Consider the following 22,319-nt stretch of genomic DNA (forward strand, 5'->3'; position numbering starts at 1 on the left):
ACAGGGGGGGGGGGGGGGGGGGGGGGGGGGGGGGGGGGGGGGGGGGGGGGGGCCCCCCCCCCCCCCCCCACCCCGTGCCGCTAGAGCTCCAGGTCCAGGTCCACCACTACCGGCGCATGGTCCGACGCGCCCTTCCCCTTGCGTTCCTCGCGGTCGACGTACGCGTCCGTCACCGCCTTCGTGAACGGCTCGTTCCCGTAGACCAGGTCGATGCGCATTCCCTTGTTCTTGGGGAAGCCCAGCTCGCGGTAGTCCCAGAACGTGAACGGGTGGGCGTACTTCAGCGGGCGCGGCATGACGTCCGAGAGGCCCGTCTCCCGCAGGGCGGCCAAGGCGGCGCGCTCGGCGGGCGTCACATGCGTGGCCCCTTCGAAGAGCGCCGGGTCCCACACGTCCTCGTCGGCGGGCGCCACATTGAAGTCGCCCAGGACGGCGAACGGCCGCGCGCCGCCCGCGTCGGCGGCCACCGCCGACTTCAGCGCGTCGAACCACTCCAGCTTGTACGCGTAGTGCGCGTGCTCCACCTCGCGGCCGTTCGGCACGTACACCGACCAGACCCGCACCGGCCCGCACGTCGCGGAGATCGCGCGCGGCTCCTGCGCCCCGTCGTAGTCGGGCCCGCCCGGCAGTCCGAGCGTCACGTCGTCGAGGCCTGCTCGGGAGACCAACGCGACTCCGTTCCACCGGCCCGTCGCGTTCACCGCCGACTCGTAGCCGAGCTCGCGCAGCTCGTCGGCGGGGAAGCCCTCCGCCGTGGTCTTGGTCTCCTGGATGCACAGCACGTCCGTGCCGGTGTTCTCCAGCCAGGCCAGGAGCCTCGGGAGGCGAGCGGTGATCGAGTTCACGTTCCAGGTGGCAATGCGCATGCCCCACAACCTACCCGGCGGGTCTGACAGCCACAGGTCGGCCGGGACCGCGCCGCCGCCCGTGACTAGAGGTTCGCCGACTCCCCCGGCGTGAGGCGCAGGTGCTCGGCGCCTCCCAGTGCCCCGATCTGGGAGTCGTAGATGGGGCGTGCCAGATCCGTGAGCAGCGCGTCGTGGATGTCGTAGGCGCGCAGCGGCTTGACCTCGCGTACGTAGTCGATGACCTCGGAGATCTTGTTCCAGGGGGCCATCACCGGCAGCATCAGCGTGTCCACCGGCTGCTCGGGAACGGTCAGCGCGTCGCCGGGGTGGAAGACCGAACCGTCCACCAGATAGCCGACGTTGGTGATCCGCGGGATGTCCGGGTGGATCACGGCGTGCAGCTCGCCGTGCACCTGCACCTCGAACCCGGCGGCCGTGAACGTGTCCCCGTGCCCGACGGCATGGACCCGGCCGGGGAAGGCGGCCGAGATCTGGTCGGCGACGGAGCGCAGGGTCCAGATCTCGGCGGCCGGGTTGGCCTCCATGCCCGCGCGCAGCCGGTCCTCGTTGAAGTGGTCGATGTGCTCGTGCGTGACGAGGATCGCCTCGGCGCCGACCGCGGCGTCCTCCTCGGTGAAGGTTCCGGGGTCGATGACGAGGCTGCGGCCGTCGCGTTCGAGGCGGACGCAGGCGTGGGTCTTCTTGGTGAGCTTGATGCGCTTCGCGGCAGTCGTCATGCCCCCATCCTGCTACTCCTGGGGCGTGGTTTCCTCACGGATCACGGTCTGGGCGACCTTGAACGCGGAGTTCGCCGCGGGGACGCCGCAGTAGACGGCGGCCTGGAGGAGTACTTCCTTGATCTCCTGGGGGGTGAGGCCGTTGCGCAGGGCGGCGCGGGTGTGGAAGGCCAGTTCGTCCAGGTGACCGCCCGCGACGAGCGCGGTGAGCGTGACGCAGCTGCGGGAGCGCCGGTCGAGTCCGGGCCGGTTCCAGACCTCGCCCCAGGCATAGCGGGTGATGAGCTCCTGGAAGTCGCCGGAGAAGTCGTCGGCGGCGGCGAGGGCGCGGTCCACGTGCGCGTCGCCGAGCACTTCGCGGCGGACCTTGATGCCCGCGTCGTACGGATCGGGACGGCCGGCGCCGACCACGGCCTCGGGCTGCGCCATGGGCCCGATCTCGGCGACGGGCGCGACGGGCGGCGGGGCGAGCACCGGCTTGACGGGGGGCGCGCTGATCGCGGCGTGGGTGCCGGTGGCGTCGGTAGGCAGCTGCCAGGCGGTGGAGAAGTGCCGTACGAGAAGGTCGGTGACGGCGGCGGGCTGCTCGACGGGGGCGAGGTGGGAGGCGCCCGGTACGACGGCGAGGCGGGCGTCCGGTATGCCGGCGACGAGGGTACGGGCTTCGCCGGGCCCGGTGACCTGGTCCTCCGACCCGACGAGCACAAGGGTGGGCACCCCGATCCTCCCCAGCTCGGCGCGCACGTCGAAGGCGGCGAGCGCCTCGCAGGCGGCTATGTAGCAGCCGGGGTCGGTGGTCCGCACCATCTGTACGGCCCAGTCGGTGATCGCGGGCTGCGCGGCGGCGAAGCCGGGCGTGAACCAGCGCTCGGGCGAGGTGCGCGCAATGGGGTCGAGCCCGTTGCTCCGCACGATCACGCCGCGCTGCCGGAACTCGTCGGCGCTGCCGAACCGCGGCGACGCGGAGATCAACGCGAGCGAGGCGACGCGCTCGGGGTGGCGCAGGGCCAGCTCGGCACCGATGGCACCGCCGAGGGCGCACCCCGCGTACCCGAAGCGCTGCACGCCGACCTCGTCGAGCGTACGGAGCAGCCGCTGCGCGAGCTCGCTGACGGAGCCGGCGGGATGCGCGGGCGCGCCGCCGTGCCCCGGCATGTCGAAGCGGAACACCCGCCACTGCTTGACCAGCTCGGGCACCTGCCGGTCCCACATGTGCCATGTGGTGCCCAGGGAGGGGCCGAGGATCAGGACCGGGGCGTCCTCCGGCCCGTCAAAGCGGTACTGCAGGGTGTTGTTCGGTGTCTCACTCACGCCCAGCACGGTCTCACATCTCGCCTCCAAACCCTCATCCAGGTCTGGTCCCCGCCCCGGTACGAACCGCCATACGCACGGACGATCCGGACCGATCGTGTGGGCCGGCGGCCACTCACACATGCCGAGCACCTGCCGCACCCCGGTGGGGAAGCCGAGGACGGCTCCGTCCGGGTCAGCACAGTCCGAAGGGTGGTGTGCAGTAGTTCGGTCGGCTGTCGCCGGGTGGGGTGCTGCGTGCGATCGGGGCGAACGTGTCGCGTGGGAGGGGGAAGTCCCAGGATTGGCCCAGGACCACGGTTGCGGCCAGCCGTCCGATCTCGTCGCAGCCGCGGGCGCCGTGGCCGTTCCCGCCGGCCACCACGGTCAGGCTGTCGTCCTCGGCCACAGGTCCGAGGTAGGGGTAGCGGGAAGGCGTCTTGTCGATGACGCAGCATGCCTCGCGTACGGAGAGCGGTTCCAGGTCCGGTAGCAGCAGGCGGAGCATCCGCTGGAGGAAGTCCGACTGCTCCGCGGTGATCCGCTGTTGCGCGTACCAGGAGTGGATCTCCTCCTGTTGGTGCAGTTCCTGGACGAGCGGCTGCATGGCCGGGCCGATGCGCACGTACCAGCGGCCGTCGGGGTAGCGGATGGGCGGCAGCAGGTAGAGCGAGGTGTTGTCGTTGCCCGAGTCCGCGGGGTCGACGGTGACCACGGTGGGCAAGTCGCGCAGGTGGTCGAGTTGAGAGGCGGCGACCTCCGCGAGCAGGTTGGGCTCGGTGAAGGGGTACACGGCGAGCTGCTGCCCGGGAGGAAGGGCGCCGGTGTGGTTGATCAGGGACCCCGTCGCGAGGAGTACCTTCTCGGCACCGAGTTCGAAGTCGCCGCTGTCGCCGCGCACATGAAGCCGCCACACGCCGGCTCTGGTGTCCTTGCGGACACTGTCCACGGCTCCGCGCAGCAGCCGCCCGCCCTGGGCCACGGCGAGATCCAGCTGGGCCCGTACCAGGCGCCGGGGGTTGAGATACCCGGCGTTCTCGCGTTCCAGGACGCCCTCGACGCCACCGGTCATCGCCGGCAGGCCCAGAGCGGGAAACTCCCGGGACAGAGTCGAGGAGGAGAGGCGCTCCACCGGGACGCCGTCGCTCCGGCACATCTGGAGCATGGCGTCGGTGCGCGGCTTGATCGACTGTGCCATGACCGCCAGGGAGCCGCACTCGTGGAAGAAGCCGACGCCGGAAGCGGCCTCGATGTCCCGGAAGCGTTCGGCCGAGCGGCCGTCCACCGTGCCCCAGACGCGGTCCCACCCCAGCCGCCGCACGATCCGCGCCTCGTCGTGGTGGGCTGCGAACTCGTCCAGACGTGCCGCCGCACGGCGTCCGGGCCCGGCAGGACCGATCACCGTCACATCGGCACCGGCAGCACAGAGATACTTCGCGGCCGCCGAACCGAACATCCCGGCACCGACGACCACGATCTCCACATTCCGTGACACGACACTCCCTCTGGGACAGACGAACCGAAGCCCTCCCTTCCTCCCCAGACCTGCGGACACTATGCGGCAGCCCGCTCAGTGCCCGGACGGACGGCACTTGGGCTCCCTCCGGCAGCGCGGTTCGCCGAGGCGGCGTCCGTGCGGTCCGATGAGTTTTCGGGGCGGGGCCGGTCTGCAGGGGTATGGAGACTCACACACTCGAGACAGCCGGCGCGGACCTCGTCTATGACGTTCGCGGGCCGCTGCCGACCGCAGACGGACGCCCGCCCTTGTTCATGATCGGGCACCCCATGGACGCCACCGGCTTCGCCGCGCTCGCCGCGCGCTTCCCCGAGCGGACCGTGGCCACCTATGACCCGCGCGGGCTCGGTCGCAGCGCCCGCAAGGACGGGCGGGTCGACCATACGCCGCAGACCCAGGCCGACGACGTACACGCCGTCATCGAGGCGCTCGGGGCCGGGCCCGTCGAGATGTTCGCCAGCAGCGGCGGAGCGATCATCGCGCTCGCGGTCGTGGCGACGTATCCCGATGACGTGACCACCCTGGTCGCGCACGAGCCGCCGCTCATCACCCTCACACCGGACGGCCCGGCCGCCGTGCGGGCGCGGGCCGGAGTACGGGAGGCCTTCGAGAAGCGGGGATGGGGCGCCGGTATGGCCGCGTTCGTCGCCATGACCTCGTGGGAGGGCGAGTTCACCGACGCGTACTTCGCACAACCCGAGGCCGATCCCGCCGCGTTCGGGATGCCCGCGGAGGATGACGGCTCACGCGACGATCCGCTGCTCTCCGACCGGTCATGGGCGGTCAGCAGCCATCGGCCGGATGCCGACGCGCTCGCCGCCGCGCCGACCCGCATCGTGATCGCCGTGGGCGAGGAGTCCGAGAACGTACAGACCGGACGTACGTCCGTCGCCACCGCCGAGCTGCTCGGGCAGCGAGTGACCGTGTTCCCGAGCCACCACGGCGGTTTCCTCGACGGAGAGTTCGGATATCCGGGGAAGCCGGACGAGTTCGCGGATCGGCTGCGGCAGGTCCTTGACGGTGCCTCCTGAGGCAACCGCCGACCACCAGGAACACATTGAGCCTCGGGCACGGAGGACGGAACTCGCCCTGTGGGTACGACGGTTCTCCCTCCGCGGATCAGTAGCGGCTTTACGGGCCCTACCCGAACACGATCACGCCCGGCTCCCCCTTCACCTGATGCCGCTCGTAGTCGCCCTCACCGAACATCTCCGCCATCTCCATCGACACCTCGCCCAACGGCTCGCCGCGCCCCTCCAGGAGCACCCGAACCCGCCACGGGCGCCCCGCATGCGCCACCAGGACATCGGCGTGGGCCCGGTCCGCCGCCTCGACCCCCAGGACTTCCGGCGGCCCGAGTTCCCCCGCGTCCCGCCACCCTCCGACATGCCCCAGCATCTTGACCAGCCACCCCAGATGCCCCCAGGCCGGGGAACCGGGCTGCGGCTCGAACCAGCGCTCCACGTCCCCGGCCGGATCCACCCCGCCGAACCACCGCACGGGACGCGGATCCACCTCGACCTCGGCGAACACGCACGTCCCCGAGGCCACGTCCAGCGAACGCAGTTCCATCCCCCGAGGGCCGCCCTCCAGAATCATCCGCGCCGCCGCGAGAAGGAAGTCGTACTCCCTGCGACCGGCCGCCTCCGCCGCCGACTCCCCCTCCGGGTCCACCCGTACGTCCTCGGCGCCGCCCAGCGGGTCGTAGGAGAACACGTAACGGGACCTGTCCGACCACCACTTCACCACCACAGGCTCCCTTCACCTCACCCGACAACGCTGCCCCGCACGCGGACACGGGTGCGCACGGGGCAGCGTATGGGCAACGTCCGACCGCTTCAGGAAGCGGTCACCAGCGTGCCCTTGACGGACTTCAGCGGCTTGTAGGTGAACGCGTAGCGCTCACCGCCCCCGCGCGCGTTCAGGGTCTGCAGTGACGCCTTCGGCTTGAACTTGGTGTTCACCCACGTCGGACACTTCAGCTTGTTCTTGTTGCCGTAGTTGCAGTACGCGGTCACCGCACCGTAGTAGCTGTCGCGGGAAGGGTGCCCTCCGGTGTTGATCCACGTCTCGTCCGTGGCCAGCAGCATCGGGATGCGCGAGACGACCTTGCACCCGCCGGACTTGCAACTGATGCGGTGCGCCCAGCCGGTGAGGTTGTAGCGCTTGCCCCGTACGTGCTTCACGCGGGGGGACTTGGCCAGCCAGGCGACGATCCCGTACTTCTGGATGTTGTGCCGCTTCTTGATCTTGGTCCAACCATGGCCGACCATCTTGCCCCGGCTGTTGCGCTTGTAGGTGCCCAGCCGCAACGGCATCGGGTGCTTCTTCGAGCGCGAGTACGACATCCACTTGAGGACCTTCATCTCGCCCCTGGCGGCCAGAGCCGTACCGGACGAATCCGCGGCGGCCGGAACGGAGACCGGCGCCGCGCCCTCGGCCGCGCCGGCCACGGGTGAGGCGCCCGCCAGGAGCGCGGCGGCGGTCAGGCCGATCACGGTCATGCGTATCTGTTTCATGACCGCGACCGTAGGGATCGCGGGTCGGCTGCCGCTATTGGCTCTTGGGGCACTGCCCCGTGGGCCCATCGGTGTTCAGCAGGGCGAGGAACGCGGTGGCCGCAGGGGACGGGGTGAAGCGGGTCCAGACGAGGAGTTCCACCCGTACCGGACCATCGGTGATCGGTACGCTCTTCAGGCCGCGCAGTTCGGTGGCGAACTCCGCGGGCAGCAGGGCGATGCCCAGGCCGTGGCGGATCATCCGGGCCATCAACTCGATGCCGGACACCTCGAAGGCGACCTCGCGCCGCAGGCCCGCCGCCGCGAACGCCTCGTCCGACTGGGCGCGCGCTGCGCTGCCGCCTGCGAAGTCCACGAACGTCTCGTCGGCGAGGTCGTGCAGGGCCACCTCGTCCGCCGTGGCCAGCGGGTGGCCCGGGGCGACCACGGCGACGTGCCGGCCGTGGGCGAGCTCCCGGTCGCGTACGCCCTGCGGCCGGAAACCCGGTGGTACGCCGAGGAACGCGGCGTCCAGCAGGCCCTCGCGCACCTGCTCGACGAGCCGCTCGCTGGAGCCCGTCCGCAGGCTGATCCGCACCTGCGGGTAGCGCAGCCGGTAGTCGCGCAGCACCGCGGGGAGGTCGGCCGCGGTCACGGTGGGGATCGCGCCGACGGTCAGCTTGCCCCGTATCTCGCCGGTGGCCGCCGCCACTTCCGAGCGGGCCCGCTCGGCCGCTTCCAGGGCCTGGCGGGCAGCGGGCAGGAACGCCTCGCCGGCGGCCGTCACCCGTACCCGGCGGCTGGTCCGCTCGAAGAGGCGGGCGCCGAGTTCCTTCTCCAGGCGGGCCACTTGGTGGCTGAGCGCGGACTGGACGACGTGGCACCGCTCGGCGGCGCGGGTGAAGCTGGAGGTCTCCGCCACGGCGAGGACGTACCGCATCTGCTGGAGATCCATTTGATCCATCGTGATGCACGATGGATCAAATGACAAACATGCGTTGGACCGATGGATGCTGCTCGGCGATGCTGAAGTCAACGGCAAGCGGGGCTTGTTCCTCCCGCCGCCGCCATCCGTCACCGACAATGGCGCTCCGGCGCACCGACCCGTGGAGACCCTCATGCGCGTGATCGCCTTCGACCACCTCGTCCTGACCGTCACCGACATCGAGCGTTCGCTCGCCTTCTACACCGGACCGCTGGGCCTGGAGCCGGTGCGGGTGGAGGAGTGGCGGGCCGGCAAGGTCCCCTTCCCGTCCGTGCGGATCAGCCCCACCACCATCGTCGACCTCATCACGGCCCCCGACGGCCGGCCGGAGGGCTCCAACGTCGACCACATCTGCCTGGTCGTCGAGCCGCTCGACTGGCAGGAGGTCATCGACTCCGGCGTCTTCAAGGTCCTCGACGGCCCCGGCGAGCGCTTCGGCGCACGGGGCACGGCGCTCTCCCTCTACGTCCAGGACCCGGACGGCAACACGGTGGAACTGCGCTGGTACCCGCAGGACGCGTAGGTACTCCGTTCGCGTCCGTCGTCATCCCGGTGAAGATCTTCCGTCCGGACCCGAAATCTCGGACGATCAGTCATGAGACGGAGGAGATGCAGCGATGCAGAGCAACGGACACACGGGACACGCGGGACACGCGGGGTACACGACGGTCGAGTACGGGGGCGTCAGTGTGCTTGTGGGGGCCGCGCGTGGTGCGTATCCCTATGGGAATTCGCTGCTCGTGCGCGGCACGGAGCAGGCGCTCGTCGTCGATCCCTCGCTGTCGCTCGTGGAGTCGGCGCCGGCGGCGGACGTCGTGCTCGTGAGTCATGCGCACGAGGATCACATCGCCGGGCTCGGCAGTTATGACGTACCGGTTCATGTCCATGACGGTGATCTCGAGGCGCTGCGTTCCCGTGCGGCGATGGTCGCGGGGTTCGGGCTGCCGGAGGATGTGGTCGTCGAGTTCGAGGCGGCCTTGCGGGACGACTTCCACGTGCGGGGACGTCCGGACGCCAAGGGGTTCGGTGACGGGGCCGTGTTCGATCTCGGCGGTCGGACCGTGACCGTGGTGCATCTGCCCGGCCATACCGCCGGGCACTGCGGATTTCTCGTCGAGCCGGACGGGTTCCTGTTCGTCGCCGACATCGATCTGACGTCGTTCGGGCCCTACTACGGGGACGTCGGCAGCGATCTCGACGCCTTCGAGGCATCCATGCGCCGGTGCCGGGAGATCGACGCCCGCTGGTACGGGACGGCCCACCAGAAGGGCGTGATCGAGGGCGCCGCGGAGTTCCGTCGTCGGCTCGACGTGTACGCCGATGTGGTGGAGCGGCGGGATGCGGCGCTGCTCGCGTTCCTCGGCGAGCCGCGGACCGTCGCGGAGATCGCCGAGCACCGGCTGGTCTACCGGCCGCACGTCGAAGGGGCGCACGTGGGGCCGGTAGAGCGCAGGACGGCCGAGCAGCACCTGCGGCGGCTCGTCGGCGCAGCGCGGGTGTCGGAAGTCGAGCCGGGGCGCTTTCGCGCCTGATGTCACGGGACACCTGACGTCAGGGGACGCGTGATGTCACGGGACACGTGCCACGCCGACCCAGCCGGCCCGGATGGTCAGCGAGCCCGGCATGGCCGCGTCCGGCTTCCACTTCGGCCACGGGACGAAGCCGGGGTCGACGAGTTCGAGGCCGTCGAAGAGGGAGATCGTCTGCTTCGGGCTGCGCAGGATGTACGGGATCGCACCGGAGTTGTTGTACTCCTCCTGGACGCTCCGGTGCAGGTCGTCGTCGGCGTCGGAGTGGCTCAGCGAGGCGTAACTGCCCGAAGGGAGCCCCGCCACCAGGCCGCGTACGAGAGCCAGGACGTCTTCCCAGGGATCGATGTGTCCCAGTACGTCGTTGATGACGAGGCCGATGGGCTGGGTCATGTCCAGCGTCTTGGCCGCGCTCTCGAGGATGGTGGCGGTGTCCCGCATGTCCGCGAGGACGTAGTCCGTGGCGCCTTCGGGCGAGCTCCGGAGGATCGTGTCGACGTGCATCAGGACGATCGGGTCGTGGTCCACATAGACGACCCGGCTGTCCCGCTGGACGCGCTGGGCGATCTCGTGCGTGTTGTTGGCGGTCGGTAATCCGGCGCCCACGTCGAGGAATTGCCTGACGCCCTGCTCGGCCATCCAGGTCACCGAGCGGCGCAGCACGTCGCGCGACTCCCGGGCCATCGGGACGATCAGGGGGAACTTCTCCTTGTAGGCGTCGCCGGCCTGCTGGTCGGACGCGTAATGGTCCTTGCCGCCCAGCCAGTAGTTCCAGACGCGGGCGCTGTGCGGAAGGGACGTGTCTATCCGGTGGATGTCTGCCGGCTCACTGCTCACTAGGGGGCCTCTCTCAACATGGTCAGGGTGCTGCCCGTCCAGTATCCCGATCCACGGCCAAGGACGTGACGAACTCCGCCAGTTGGGGAGAGCAGGTGCGGGTGCGCCGAGCCGCTACCCGACATCACTGACGAACACCAGACCGTCGCTGTCCGCCAGCCGCGCCGGATCGAGCGGCGCGTACCCGAACCAGGGCGACACGCGGGGCGCGGGCAAGTCGCTCCCGAGGTCGGCCGCCAACCCCCGTACGTCAACTGCCCGGCGATCACCGGGAAGCGCGTACAACAACCCTTCGACCGTGTCCGGCGACGGCGTGTCGACCCCCTGATGCCGGATCGTCCCCACCGCGGTCGCCACGAAGGCGTACTCCCCGCCGAGCCGGGCGGCGATCAGCGCACCGGCGCCCCACCACTCCAGCGGCGCCCCGCCCATCCGCATCGAGCTCTTGCCGCGCTGGAGATGGGAGTTGTGGGCGTGGACGAAGACCGGTCCCCGTTCGGCGGCGGCGAGGAGGTTGTGGGCCATCATCTGGTCCCGCACGCCGACGAGCCCGGTCAGGCGGGCCGGCGAGGTGTCGGCCATCCAGTGGTGATAGCGCAGCAACCCCGCCGCGGTACGTCCGTGAAGACACGCCCGATCCCACTCCTCCCGCGGAGTCGTCGCGAGCAGGTGCGGCGCCTGCGTTTCGAGCAGCGCCGTCAAGTCATCTGCCAGCAGCCGAAGTTGACGCGCATCGGCCGACTGCCCCACGGAGCGCTCCGGGGCCATCATCGCGGCGGGCTCGGTCCAGCGCCCGTCGGCACCCAGCAGCCGGTCGAGCGTCTCGGGGGTACAGGGCAGCAACTCGGACTCCACCCGCTCGGCGAGGTAGCCGTGCAGTGCGGTGAGGGCCTGGCGGGGGCTCGCGGCGGCGGCGATCTCCAACGGACCGTCGAAGCCGACGAAGCGGACGCGCTCGGAGGCGGGCTGCCCCTCGCGGTCGACACGGACGTTGTGGGCGCGCATCCACCGCACCAGTTCACGGTTGCCCTCGAAGGCACCCCAACCATGACTGAATCCACGCTCCATGACCTCATCGAGGGTCCCCACGCCCGAGGTGACGTAGTCGTCCACGACCAGGCCCATCAGACAGTCGCTCTCGATGGCGATGCTCCGATACCCCTCCTCCTCGACGAGCTGCCGGAACAACTCGTTACGCAGATCGAGCAGCGCGCCATCGCCATGGGTGGGCTCCCCCAGAGCGAACAGGCGGGGCCGGGTCGGGAGCAGTCCCATGAGGGTGGCGGCGTCGACGGCATGAGCGTTGGCCGCGACGGCACGGGCGGCGTCCTTGGTGTCAGTAGCCATGCCTTCAACGGTATCGTTGAAGCACTCAGTTGAGACTTTTGCGCGATAGCACGAGCTACTGCGGCCTTCAAGGAGGCCAAACCCTCAAATGGCTGGTCGGGGCTGGCCGATTGACGCGGTACGCGTGGGGCCCCGCGTGGTCTGGAGCCCGCGATGCCCTGGCTCTTGTCAGGACGTACGGTTCCGCCTCAAGCTCCTATGACGGGGGAGTATTCAACTACCGCCAACAGGAGGGCCGTTCGGCCTCCGCCCGCACTGCCCTTCCTCCTCTGTGGGGGGCTGACGTGCACGAGATGACCAAGGGCGCCAACATCGCGCTGCCCGCACTCGAGGACGGCGGCGGTTCCGTCGTCGTACGGCTCGGCTGGAGCAGTCCGAGCGGTGAGGGCGACGCCGACGTGTCCGTACTGCTGCTCGGCGCTGACGGCCGGGTGAGCGGCAACGGCGACTTCTTCTTCTACAACAACCCGACGGCGGCGGACGGTTCCGTGCAACTGCTCGGCCAGACACCCACGGACAACGGCAGCGAGGACCGCATCAAGCTCGACCTCGCCGCGCTGCCCGCCGCGGTGGACCGCGTCGTCATCGCGGCCAGCCGCTACCGGCGGGCCGGCTTCGGCGAGTTGGAGGACCTCCGGCTCACCCTCACCGACCGGACCGGCGAGGGCATCATCGGCTTCTCCATCACCGGGGCTTCCGTGGAGAGCGCGTTCGTCTTCGGGGAGGTCTATCGGCGGCACGACGCGTGGAAGTTCCGGGCCGTAGGGCAGGGTTACGAGACGGGGCTCGCCGGGCTGGCCACGGACTATGGGATCGAGATCGACGAGGACGAGGAGGAGGACGAGGCGGGCACCGCCCCCGCGGTCGTGGCCCCGGCCGCACCCGGGACACCGGCCGGACCCTCGCTGCAACCCGCCCCGCGCCCCCCGTCGGCGCCCGCGGGAGCACCCGAAGCGGCGCCCGCGACGGCACCCCGGCCGCGCAGGCTGCGTACGGCGAAGAAGAAGGTCACGCTGCCGCGCGCGGCCCTCAAACCGTCCCTGGCGGAGAACGACGCGTGGAAGGCGGCACGGCTCTTCCCCGTGTCCTCGCTGAAGAGCGACCGGGACCGCGAGGTGCGGGCGACATCCATCCTCTTGGCGGTGATGGCCCAAGTGCCCGAGTTCGGGCGCAGGCTCACGGCCGGGTTCGGCGCTCCGGCCGGGCGCATGGAGACGTTCACCGAAGTCTCCCTGCCGAACGCGGACCGCCCCCGGCGCCCGGACGGCGTCATCCGGGTCGAGCGTGCGGGGAAGCTGTGGACCGCGCTGGTGGAGACCAAGACCAACGGCAACGCGCTCAAGGCCGAGCAGGTCCAGGACTACCTGGACATCGCCGCCCGGCGCGGCTACGAGGCCGTCGTCACGCTCTCCAACGACGTTGCCCTGGACGGCAGTCCGCTGGTCGACGCCCGCGCGGACGCGCGCCGCAGGAACAAGGTGGCGCTCTGGCACCTGTCCTGGGCGGAGGTGACGCACCAGGCCCAGATGCTGATCCTCCACGAGGGCGTACGCCAGGAGCCGCACGCCTGGCTGCTGCGGGAGCTGCTGCACTACCTCCAGCACGAGAACTCCGGCTGCCACGGCTTCCAGAACATGGGCCCGGCCTGGGTCCCCGTACGCAACGGCATCGACGACGAGACGCTGGTCCCCGGTGACGCCCGTGCCGTACTGGTGGTGGAGAGCTGGGAGCGGCTGATCCGGCAGGTGTGTCTGCGCCTCGGCGGCGAACTCGGTGCGAAGGTCGTGCCCGTCCAGCGGGCCAGACGCGGCACCGATCCGCACTCGCGGCGCGTGACGCTCGCCAGATCGCTGTGCGAGGAGGGCCGGCTGCTCGCCGAGATCAGGATCGACGGCGCGCCCGGCAGTCTGCAGATCACCGCGGATCTGCGGTTGAGCCGGCTGCGTACGTCGATGGAGGTCCCCGCGCCCGAGCAGGGCTCGCCGCTCACCTGGGTGAAGCGCCTGATGCGGCAGCTGTCCGAGGCCCCGGCCGACCTCCATGTGCAGACCCTCATCCGCGGTGCCGTACCGGGCCCGCGCGGCACCTTGGAGAAGCTCCGTCCGGAACCGGCCGACCTGCTCCCGGTCGTCGCAGGACCGATCACGGGCTTCCGTCTCTCCCTCTCGCGCGGCCTGGGGAGCACGCGAGGAAACGCCGAGTCGGGCTTCATCAGGAGTGTCGACCAGGCCGTGGACGTGTTCTATAGGGGGGTGATCACGAGCGTCACCTGACGCGAGCGAAAGGAACCGCCGATGCCGCCGTCCGGAGACACGTCACCGCTGCCCTGCATCGACGCCGATGCCATGGCCCGGCTTGTGCCGATGTCCGTCGCCGTCGACGCCGTGGAAGGCGCCCTCAAGGGCGGGCTCGATCCGGAGGCCGAACCCGCGCGGGCCGTCGTCGGGATTCCCGGGGGGCAGTTGTTGTTGATGCCGTCCGCCGGGGTCTCGTACGCCGGTGTGAAGGTCGCCACCGTCACTCCGGGGAACCCTGAGCGGCAACTGCCGCGTGTTCAGGGGCTTTACGTTCTGCTCGACGGGGTTACGCATACGCCGCGGGCGCTGCTCGACGGGATCGGGCTCACCTCGCTGCGGACTCCCGCCGTGTCGGGGGTCGCCGTCAGGCATCTCGCCGTGCCCGAGGCGCGGCGGTTGCTTGTGTTCGGGAGTGGGCCGCAGGCCTGGGGGCATGTGGAGGCCGTTCGGGCGGTGCGGCCGGGGGTCGAGCATGTGGACGTCGTCGCGCGGGACGCGGAGCGGGTGGCGGAGTTCGTCGGGCGGGTTCGTGCCGCCGGGCTCTCCGCCGCGGCCGCGAGTGCGCAGGACGTCGCCTACGCCGATGTGGTCTGTTGCTGTACTACTGCCCGCGAGCCGTTGTTCGACAGTGACCTGCTCGCGGAGCACGCGATGGTGGCTGCCGTCGGGTCTCATGAGCCCGACGCTCGCGAGGTCGACGGGGCGCTGCTCGAGCGCGGTTCCGTGGTGGCCGAGTCCCGTGGCGTGGCGTTGCGCGAGTGCGGGGACATCGTGCTCGCGGTCGAGGAAGGCGCCTTCGACGTGGCACGGTTGGGGACGCTGCGGGACGTGGTGCGGGGCGTGGTCGCGGTTTCCCGCGACCGGCCCCGGTTGTTCAAGTCCGCGGGGATGGCCTGGGAGGATCTGGCCGTCGCCGCCGCTGTCTACGAGGCCGCTCCCTGAACGGCCGGCTCTCATACGACCCGTACCGCGTGCCTCACCACCGCGTCGAACAAATAGCCCTGCGTGTTGTGCACCGTCTCCTCCGGCTGGACGCGGCCCGTGGTGTCCGTCGCCCGGGCGCGGAGGGTGGCCGGGCCCGGGGTCGTCGGGTGCCATGGAGTCGTCCAGCGGGTCCAAGTGGCCGGGCGTGGGGAGTCCTTGAGGCGGGCCGGGTGCCAGGTCGCGCCCTCGTCCGTGCTGATGTCGACCCGGGCGATCGCTCCGGACGCCGACCAGGAGCGGCCGGTGATGTGGTGGGTCCTGCCTGCCGGGAGGCATGCGTCCCACGGGAGTTCAAAGGCGGACTTGATGGTCTGGCGGGTCAGCGGGGCGCTGCCCTCCTTCGGGTACGCCGCGCCGAACAGGCGGTAGAAGTCCGTGTTCCACGGCGAGTAGAGGGGCGTCGTGGAGACCTCGATGTCGCCCAGCCATTTGATCGAGGCGATGCCCACCCAGGACGGGGCGATCAGCCTGACCGGGTAGCCGTGGTCCGGTGGGAGTGGGGCTCCGTTCATCTCGTACGCGAGGATCACGTCGTCCATCGCCTTCGCGAGCGGCATGGGGCGGCGCACCCGGCCCAGGTTCGTGCCGTCGTCCGTGATGTAGTCGCCGTCCAGGCCCCGCGGCATCACGTCCACCGCTTTGCGGGTCACGCCGGCCAGCCGCAGGACGTCACAGAGGCGTGCGCCGCGCCAGCGGGCGTTGCCGATCGCGCCCAGGGTCCAGGAGGTGCCGGAGACGGGGCCGCCCTGCTGCGTGGCGAAGAAGCTGCGGCCGTTGCCCGCGCATTCGACGACGGCCGTGCGCGACACGGAGGGCACGCGCTTGAGGTCGGCGAGGGTGAACTCCCTTGCCCCGCCGCGCAGTCCGTCGCCCCAGACCTTCAGCTTCCAGGCCGGGCCGTCGAGCCGCGGGGTCGCCGTGTGATTACGTACGAAGAAGTGGGAGGCGGGGGTGCGGAATCCGGTCTCCGCCAGCGCCTCGAACCTCGTCTCCGCGTTCGTGCCGCGGATCGTGAAGTGGTCGGCGGGCAGGGGTTTCACGATTCCGGGTGCGGCGTTCGGCGATCCGGTCGCCGCCGTCGTTCCCGGCGATCCGGTCCCCGCCGTCGTTCCCGGTGAGCCGGTCGCCGCCGTCGCCCTCGGGGCGGCTGTCACCGCCAGTGTCGAAACGCCGCCCGCCGCCGCGAGCAGCCGCAGCATGTCCCTGCGTGCCACCCCGGCCGCGCGGGCCTCCCCCGCCAGCCACTGGGTCCTGCGCCGTCCGTCGTACTCCGCCTCGGAGATCATGCGCGTCATCGTACGAGGCCGGAGCAGTCAACTCGCTGTCGAAACGCGCCACTTGCGGCCGGGGACAGCTGTAGTCGTCACGGCGTCGTCGTCGACACCACGTACACCATGGGGTGCTCCGGGTTCGCGCGGTTCACCACCACGTCCAGCGTCGGTGCGGGATCCTTCTGTTCGTGGGTGAGGCCGTACCAGGGGCCCGGGTCCGTGAACTCCCAGCCGACGACCTTGCGGTCGCGCTTGCTGATCGTGATGTCGTTCTTCTCCAGCTCGCCCGTGGCCGAGCCGATCTGCTTCAGGAACTTGTCCAGGCCCTTGTTGCTGGTCAGGAACTGGACGTACAGCCGGCTGGTGCGCCAGTTGTTCGTCTCGTAGTAGGCGACTTCCCTGGAGTACGGCGGTATCGGTACGTCGTACAGGCGGCGCTGCACCTTCGACGGCCAGCCCGCGGTGAGGCCGGTGGCGGAGTACTTGGCCTCCTTGTCGCGGCCGCTGTTGCGGCTCTGGTTGGCGGAGATCACCAGATAGCCGGCGGGGATGCCGATCAGGAGCACGATGATCGTCGCCGTCAGCCAGCGGCGGCGGATCATGTGGCGGCGGTCCTCGGTCTTGCCTCCATCGCCGTCCGGCGGCTCGGGAGCGCCGGGATGGTCCGGGGACGAGGACTGACGGGGCACGGTCATCTGCTTACTGGGTTCCCTGAGAGGTGCGGTCGTTGGTGCGGCGGGCCTCGGCGTACCGCTCGTAGCGTTCGTAGCGCTCCACGCGGCGGCGGTTGGCCCTGCGGAAGCGGCGGGCGACCAGGCGGGCCAGGTCGGCGGCGCCCACCATGCCGGCCTCGGGGCCGAGCTGGGCGCGGGCGATACGGGCCTCGGGGCGGTAGCCGCGGCCCGTGAGGTGGCGGCGGAAGGCGTCGCGGGCCGGGCCGATCAGCAGGTCGTCGGCGGCCGAGACACCGCCGCCGATCACGAAGCAGGACGGGTCGAGGGCCGCCGCGAGGTTCGCGATGCCGACGCCGAGCCACTGGCCGATGTCCTGGAGCAGTTCGACGCACATCGCGTCGCCGTCCCTGGCCAGCTCGGTGATGAGGGGGCCCGTGATGTCCGGGACGTTGCCCTTGACCCGCTCGATGATCCCGTACGCCACCGGGGAGTCCGCGGCGGCCAGCTCGCGGGCCTCGCGGACCAGCGCGTTCCCGGAGCTGTACTGCTCCCAGCAGCCGCGGTTGCCGCAGGGGCAGCGGTGGCCGCCGGGCACGACCTGCATATGGCCGAATTCGCCGGCGACGCCGAACTTGCCGCGCTTGACCTGGCCGTCCTCCAGGATCGCGCCGCCGATGCCGGTGCCGAGCGTGATCATGACGAGGTGGTCCTCGCCGCGGCCCGCGCCGAAGCGCCACTCCGCCCACGCCGCCGTGTTCGCGTCGTTGTCCACCATCACGGGCACGGCGAGGCGGCCGGAGATGCGGTCGCGGAGGGGTTCGTTGCGCCAGGAGAGGTGCGGGGCGAACAGGACGCGGTTGCGTTCCGCGTCCACCCAGCCCGCGGCGCCGATGCCGACGGCGTGCACGTCGTGCCGGTCGGAGAGGTCGAGGACCAGCTCCACGATGGTGTCCTCGACGACCTTGGGGCTCTTGGACTTGTCCGGGGTCTCCGTGCGGAGCGTCTCCAGGATGTTCCCGTCGGCGTCGACGACGCCCGCCATCACCTTCGTACCGCCGATGTCGATGCCGACGGTGGGCACGCGGGGCGCCGTCAGATGGGATCGGCGCTCACGCGTGCCCACGGTCCGCAGGACGGTGGCTCGTGCGGAGCCGCGGTGCGCTAGGTCGCGGTAGGTGCTCATTGCGGCGATTCTGCCTCACTCTCGCGGGGGCGCGCACAACGGACCCGTGGTGCGGGGCGCCCCTTCAGGGGCGCGGGGAACTGCGCGCTCAGCCCACGAAATGCCGCAGACGCGTCTGCTCGGTGACTGAGCAGACGCGTCTGCGGCTTTTCTGTGGTTGCTCGCGCAGTTCCCCGCGCCCCTACGGGGCGCTTCTCCTCAGCGGCCCTCCAGCTCATGACGGAGGTCGTCCAGCTCGGAGCCGCCCGCCATCTGGCGGGTCAGCTCATCCAGGGTCACCTCGTCGCGCGCGTAGCTGCCGGACATCACTCCGCGCTTGAGGAGGACGAAGCGGTTGCCCACCAGGTACGCGTGGTGCGGGTTGTGGGTGATCAAGACCACGCCGAGGCCCTGGTCCCGCGCCGCCGCGACGTACTTCAGGACCACGCCCGACTGCTTGACGCCGAGCGCCGCCGTCGGCTCGTCCAGGACGAGCACCTTCGCGCCGAAGTAGACCGCCCGCGCGATCGCCACGCACTGGCGCTCGCCGCCCGAGAGGGTGCCGATGGGCTGGTCCACGTCGCGCAGGTCGATGCCCATGCGGAGCAGCTCCGCGCGGGTCGTCCGGCGCATGAAGTCGACGTCCATGCGCTTGAAGGGGCCGACGCCCTTCGTCGGCTCGGAGCCGAGGAAGAAGTTCCGCCAGACCGGCATGAGGGGGACGACGGCCAGGTCCTGGTAGACCGTCGCGATGCCGCGGTCCAGGGATTCGCGCGGCGAGCCGAGCCGTGTCTCCTCGCCCTCGATGCGGAAGGTGCCCGCGTCGTGCTTGTGCAGGCCCGCGATGATCTTGATGAGCGTGGACTTGCCTGCGCCGTTGTCGCCGAGGACACAGGAGATCTCCCCCGCGTGCACCTCCAGGGAGACGCCTTCGAGGGCCCGGATGTTGCCGTAGTACTTGGATACGTCGTCGAGCTCGACGAGCGGGGTGCGCCCCGGCTCCGGCGTCGGCACCGCGTCCGCCTTCGTCATGTCCGTGGTCACTTCGTCGCCTCCGCCCGCTTGCGGACCCAGTGGTTGAGCAGGGTGGCCAGGAGCAGCATCACGCCGAGGAAGAACTTGAACCAGTCGGAGTTCCACTCGGCGAACACGATGCCCTTGCTCACCATGCCGAAGATCAGCGCGCCGACGGCCGCGCCGACCGCCGAGCCGTAGCCGCCGGTGATCAGACAGCCGCCGATGACGGCCGCGACGATGTAGATCAGCTCGTTGCCGACGCCCTCGCCGGACTGCACGGTGTCGTACGAGAAGAGCAGGTGCTGGCCGGAGATCCAGGCGCCGAAGGCGACGCCCATGTAGAGGCCGATCTTGGTCTTGGCGACCGGGACGCCGACCGCGCGGGCCGCGTCCTCGCCGCCGCCCACCGCGAAGATCCAGTTGCCGACGCGGGTGCGAAGGAGGATCCAGCTGGCGACGGCGACCAGGCCGAGCCACCACAGGATGGTGACCTTGAAGTCGACGCCGCCGATGGTGAACGTCGAGGCGAAGAGCGACTTGGCGGAGGAGAAGCCCTCCATGTCGGCGATCGACTTGGTGGAGACCGTGCCGCTGATCAGCTTGGTGAAGCCGAGGTTCATGCCGGTCAGCATCAGGAACGTACCGAGCGTGATGATGAAGCTCGGCGGGTCCGTGCGGGTGAGCATCACGCCGTTGAAGACGCCGATGGCGAGGGTGGTGAGGAGCGAGACGCCCACGCCGACCCAGACGTTCGCCGTCATCTGGTAGCTGAACATCGACGAGACCAGCGCGGACGTCGTCACCAGGACGCCCGCCGACAGGTCGAACTCGCCGCCGATCATGAGCAGCGCCACCGGCACCGCCATGATGCCGAGGGTCGAGGCGGCGTACAGGACCGTGGCGAGGCTGGTGGCCTGGAGGAAGCTGTCGGCCACGAAGGAGAAGAAGACGAAGACCGCGATGGCGCCGACGACCGAGCCGAGCTCGGGGCGGCCCATCAGCTTCTTCAGGGGCGAGGTCTTGAGGAGCCGCTCGTCCGTCCTGGTGTCCGGGGACGGGGCGGGCGCTGGTGCAGGGGCTGGTGCGGGCGCTGTCATCGGGTCCCTCGCTTCGCGTATTCCTCCAGCTCGGCGGCCTGGTCCTTGGTGATGATCTGCGGTCCGGTGAGCACCGGCTTTCCGCCGCCGAGGACGTCGGCGTTGTACTTGTAGAGCCACAGCAGGTCGACGGCCTCGTAGCCCTGGAGGTAGGGCTGCTGGTCGACGGCGAAGCCGAGGGTGCCGGACTTGAGGCCGGCGGCGACCTTCTCGTTGAGGTCGAAGGTGTCGATCTCCGCCTTGCTGCCGGCGCCGTCCCTGGCCTTCACGGCGGCGTCCGCGAAGGGCGCGCCGAGCGTGACGACCGAGTCGACGGACTTGTCGGACTGCAGCCGGGCCTCGATGGAGGACTGCACGTCGGGCATGTTGGTGCCGGTCACGTACAGGTTCTGGATCTTGCCGTCGAAGGTTTTCTTCGCGCCGTCGCAGCGCTGCTCGTGGCCGACGTTGCCCTGCTCGTGCAGGATGCAGAGCGCCTTCTTCTTGCCGCGCTTGTTGAGCTCCTCGCCGACGGCCTCGCCCGCGATCGTCTCGTCCTGGCCGATATGGGTGAGCGCGCCGAACTCCTTGGACTCCGCGGAGCCCGAGTTCACCGTGATCACCGGGATGCCGGCCTTCTTGGCGCGGGCGAGCGGACCCTTCATCGCGTCGGGCTTGGCCAGCGACACGATGAGGCCGTCGACCTTCTTGTCGATGTACGAGTCGACCAGCTGGGCCTGCTGCTGTGCCTCGTCGTCATGGGCGTACAAGAACTTGATGTTGTCCTTGCGGGCCGCCTCTTCGGCGCCGTTCTGGACGATGTCCCAGAAGGTGTCGCCGTCGCCCGAGTGGGTCACCATGCCGATGGTCCAGCGCGGTGTGTTCACCGCGGCCTTGCCCTGGGCGGCCGCCGCCTTCCGGGCGTCCTCGGCGCGCTTGCCTCCGGTGCTGCTGCACCCCGCAAGGGACACCCCGAGCACCGCGACCAGCACGGCGCCCACCGCTCGTACCCCTGTCTTCACCCTTGCCACGACGCCGTGCCCTTCTTGCTCTGCTCCTCGGTGTGGCCGGTCCGGATCTCCGGCCCCGGCCGCCCAAGTATCGACCACGCGGATCACGCGTGTGTTCATCGGGTACCGCGTGCTGTGTACTTCTCGAGCTTCGGCACGTCCTTCTCGGTGACGATCGCGGGTCCGGTCAGGACGGGCTTTCCGCCGCCGATGACGTTCGCGTTGGTCTTGTGGAGCCACAGCTCGTCGACGGCGAGATAGCCCTGGAGGTAGGGCTGCTGGTCGACCGCGAAGCCGACCTCCTTGGCCTTGAGGCGCTTGACGACCTCGGCGTTCAGGTCGAACGTGTCGACCTCCGCCTTGCTGCCGGCGTCCTCCTTGGCCTTCACGGACCATGCGGCGACGGGCGCGCCCAAGGTGACCACCGCGTCGATGTCCTTGGTCGCCTGGAGTTTCGCACTGATGGAGGACTGGGCGCCGGGCGCGTTGGTGCCCTCGACGTTCAGGTTCTCGACCGAGCCCTCGAAGGTCTTCTTGACGCCCGCGCAGCGCTGCTCAAGGGAGACGTTGCCCTGTTCGTGGATGACGCAGAGGGCCTTCTTCTTGCCGCCCTTGTTCAGTTCCTCGCCGACGGCCTCGCCCGCCACGGACTCGTCCTGGCCGATGTGGCTCAGCGCGCCGAATTCGGCGGAGAACTCACCTCCGGAGTTGATCGTGACGACCGGTATCCCGGCGGCCTTCGCCTTGCCGAGGACGTCCTTCATCGCCGAGGGCTTGGCGAGCGTGACGACGATCCCGTCGACCTTCTTGTCGATGGCGGACTGCACGAGCTCGGCCTGGCCCTTGGCCTCTTTGTCGTTGGAGTAGAGGAACTCGACGTTGTCCTTGCGGGCCGCCTGCTTGGCGCCGCTCTGCACGATGTCCCAGAAGGTGTCGCCCTCGCCCGAGTGGGTCACCATGGCGATCTTGAGGCGGGGCGTGTTCACGCCCTTGCCGCCGCCCCCGCCGTCGCCGGACTTGTCCTCGTCGTCCTTGCCGCCGGAGCTGCTGCACCCGGCCGCGAGGGCGATCACCGCTATGAGAGCTGCTGCCGTGCGGGCTGTACGCATGGTGGGACCACCTCTTCTCCCGGCCGCCCGAATGCGGCTGGGGGAGTTCTAGCGGCGGGCGCGCGGCAGCGTCAATGGATTTGTCAGAACATTCTGACGACCGTTGGTGAGTTGGTATCTACGGCCGTACGA

21 protein-coding genes are annotated in these 22,319 nt (G+C 70.2%); 5 read left to right on the top strand and 16 right to left on the bottom strand.

Annotation, left to right across the window (positions count from 1 at the left end):
- Positions 1–80: 80 nt before the first annotated feature.
- From ACIBKX_RS11215 to ACIBKX_RS11230, 4 genes are all read right to left on the bottom strand, one after another.
- Positions 81–866: an exodeoxyribonuclease III gene (locus ACIBKX_RS11215; protein ID WP_363277022.1), complete on the bottom strand. Its 786-nt coding sequence runs from the start codon at positions 864–866 to the stop codon at positions 81–83.
- A gap of 65 nt (positions 867–931) precedes the next feature.
- Positions 932–1,564 (bottom strand): MBL fold metallo-hydrolase, encoded by a 633-nt coding sequence (locus ACIBKX_RS11220; protein WP_363277075.1) that lies wholly within the window; start codon positions 1,562–1,564, stop codon positions 932–934.
- A 33-nt stretch (positions 1,565–1,597) separates the two neighbouring features.
- The gene (gene pcaC, locus ACIBKX_RS11225; protein ID WP_363277023.1) at positions 1,598–2,896 is read right to left on the bottom strand and encodes a 4-carboxymuconolactone decarboxylase; all 1,299 of its coding nucleotides are present in this window, start codon (positions 2,894–2,896) and stop codon (positions 1,598–1,600) included.
- A 175-nt stretch (positions 2,897–3,071) separates the two neighbouring features.
- Positions 3,072–4,370 carry an FAD-binding oxidoreductase gene (locus ACIBKX_RS11230; protein WP_363277024.1) on the bottom strand — a complete coding sequence of 433 codons (1,299 nt, stop codon included), beginning with the start codon at positions 4,368–4,370 and terminating at the stop codon, positions 3,072–3,074.
- A 182-nt stretch (positions 4,371–4,552) separates the two neighbouring features.
- On the opposite strand from ACIBKX_RS11230, the gene ACIBKX_RS11235 reads away from it, so the two are divergent.
- Entirely contained in the window at positions 4,553–5,422 is an 870-nt protein-coding gene (locus tag ACIBKX_RS11235; RefSeq protein WP_363277025.1) for an alpha/beta hydrolase, read from the top strand.
- Between the two features lie 109 nt (positions 5,423–5,531).
- Here the strand turns inward: ACIBKX_RS11235 and ACIBKX_RS11240 are convergent, their stop codons facing one another.
- The 3 genes from ACIBKX_RS11240 to ACIBKX_RS11250 all read right to left on the bottom strand — a co-directional run bounded on the left by ACIBKX_RS11240 (position 5,532) and on the right by ACIBKX_RS11250 (position 7,844).
- Positions 5,532–6,140, bottom strand: a complete 609-nt coding sequence (locus tag ACIBKX_RS11240) for a hypothetical protein (RefSeq protein ID WP_363277026.1) — start codon at positions 6,138–6,140, stop codon at positions 5,532–5,534.
- A gap of 89 nt (positions 6,141–6,229) precedes the next feature.
- Entirely contained in the window at positions 6,230–6,910 is a 681-nt protein-coding gene (locus ACIBKX_RS11245; RefSeq protein ID WP_363277027.1) for a hypothetical protein, read from the bottom strand.
- Between the two features lie 34 nt (positions 6,911–6,944).
- On the bottom strand, positions 6,945–7,844 hold the full coding sequence (locus ACIBKX_RS11250; RefSeq protein ID WP_363277028.1) for a LysR family transcriptional regulator: 900 nt from the start codon (positions 7,842–7,844) through the stop codon (positions 6,945–6,947).
- 163 nt (positions 7,845–8,007) lie between these two features.
- On the opposite strand from ACIBKX_RS11250, the gene ACIBKX_RS11255 reads away from it, so the two are divergent.
- Positions 8,008–8,397, top strand: coding sequence for a VOC family protein (locus ACIBKX_RS11255; protein ID WP_363277029.1), 390 nt, complete (start codon positions 8,008–8,010; stop codon positions 8,395–8,397).
- 94 nt (positions 8,398–8,491) lie between these two features.
- A complete protein-coding gene (locus tag ACIBKX_RS11260; protein WP_363277030.1) occupies positions 8,492–9,406 on the top strand; it encodes an MBL fold metallo-hydrolase in 915 nt (304 codons plus the stop codon).
- 36 nt (positions 9,407–9,442) lie between these two features.
- Here ACIBKX_RS11260 and ACIBKX_RS11265 read toward each other — a convergent pair whose 3' ends face one another.
- Positions 9,443–10,240, bottom strand: coding sequence for an SAM-dependent methyltransferase (locus tag ACIBKX_RS11265; protein ID WP_363277031.1), 798 nt, complete (start codon positions 10,238–10,240; stop codon positions 9,443–9,445).
- A gap of 114 nt (positions 10,241–10,354) precedes the next feature.
- On the bottom strand, positions 10,355–11,587 hold the full coding sequence (locus ACIBKX_RS11270; RefSeq protein WP_363277032.1) for an erythromycin esterase family protein: 1,233 nt from the start codon (positions 11,585–11,587) through the stop codon (positions 10,355–10,357).
- Between the two features lie 293 nt (positions 11,588–11,880).
- Between ACIBKX_RS11270 and ACIBKX_RS11275 the strand changes: the two genes are divergently transcribed.
- Together ACIBKX_RS11275 and ACIBKX_RS11280 are read left to right on the top strand one after the other, a co-directional pair.
- Positions 11,881–13,860 carry a TerD family protein gene (locus ACIBKX_RS11275; RefSeq protein WP_363277076.1) on the top strand — a complete coding sequence of 660 codons (1,980 nt, stop codon included), beginning with the start codon at positions 11,881–11,883 and terminating at the stop codon, positions 13,858–13,860.
- Between the two features lie 21 nt (positions 13,861–13,881).
- Positions 13,882–14,826 (top strand): ornithine cyclodeaminase family protein, encoded by a 945-nt coding sequence (locus ACIBKX_RS11280; protein ID WP_363277034.1) that lies wholly within the window; start codon positions 13,882–13,884, stop codon positions 14,824–14,826.
- Positions 14,827–14,837: 11 nt separating this feature from the next.
- On the opposite strand, the gene ACIBKX_RS11285 is transcribed toward ACIBKX_RS11280, so the two are convergent.
- From ACIBKX_RS11285 to ACIBKX_RS11315, 7 genes are all read right to left on the bottom strand, one after another.
- Positions 14,838–16,163 carry a sulfite oxidase gene (locus ACIBKX_RS11285; protein WP_363277035.1) on the bottom strand — a complete coding sequence of 442 codons (1,326 nt, stop codon included), beginning with the start codon at positions 16,161–16,163 and terminating at the stop codon, positions 14,838–14,840.
- Positions 16,164–16,231: 68 nt separating this feature from the next.
- Complete coding sequence (locus ACIBKX_RS11290) at positions 16,232–16,834, bottom strand: sugar kinase (RefSeq protein ID WP_363277036.1); 603 nt, start codon at positions 16,832–16,834, stop codon at positions 16,232–16,234.
- Between the two features lie 4 nt (positions 16,835–16,838).
- Positions 16,839–17,996 (bottom strand): ROK family glucokinase, encoded by a 1,158-nt coding sequence (locus ACIBKX_RS11295; RefSeq protein ID WP_363277037.1) that lies wholly within the window; start codon positions 17,994–17,996, stop codon positions 16,839–16,841.
- Positions 17,997–18,194: 198 nt separating this feature from the next.
- Positions 18,195–19,007, bottom strand: a complete 813-nt coding sequence (locus tag ACIBKX_RS11300; protein ID WP_363277077.1) for an ATP-binding cassette domain-containing protein — start codon at positions 19,005–19,007, stop codon at positions 18,195–18,197.
- An 8-nt stretch (positions 19,008–19,015) separates the two neighbouring features.
- Entirely contained in the window at positions 19,016–20,089 is a 1,074-nt protein-coding gene (locus tag ACIBKX_RS11305) for an ABC transporter permease (RefSeq protein ID WP_363277038.1), read from the bottom strand.
- Positions 20,086–21,099, bottom strand: a complete 1,014-nt coding sequence (locus ACIBKX_RS11310; RefSeq protein ID WP_363277039.1) for a sugar ABC transporter substrate-binding protein — start codon at positions 21,097–21,099, stop codon at positions 20,086–20,088. The genes ACIBKX_RS11305 and ACIBKX_RS11310 overlap by 4 nt, the downstream gene beginning before the upstream one ends.
- Positions 21,100–21,194: 95 nt before the next feature.
- Positions 21,195–22,187 (bottom strand): sugar ABC transporter substrate-binding protein, encoded by a 993-nt coding sequence (locus ACIBKX_RS11315; protein ID WP_363277040.1) that lies wholly within the window; start codon positions 22,185–22,187, stop codon positions 21,195–21,197.
- Positions 22,188–22,319: the final 132 nt, after the last annotated feature.

The sequence above is a fragment of the Streptomyces sp. NPDC050658 genome (genome assembly GCF_044457025.1).
GTDB lineage: Bacteria > Actinomycetota > Actinomycetes > Streptomycetales > Streptomycetaceae > Streptomyces.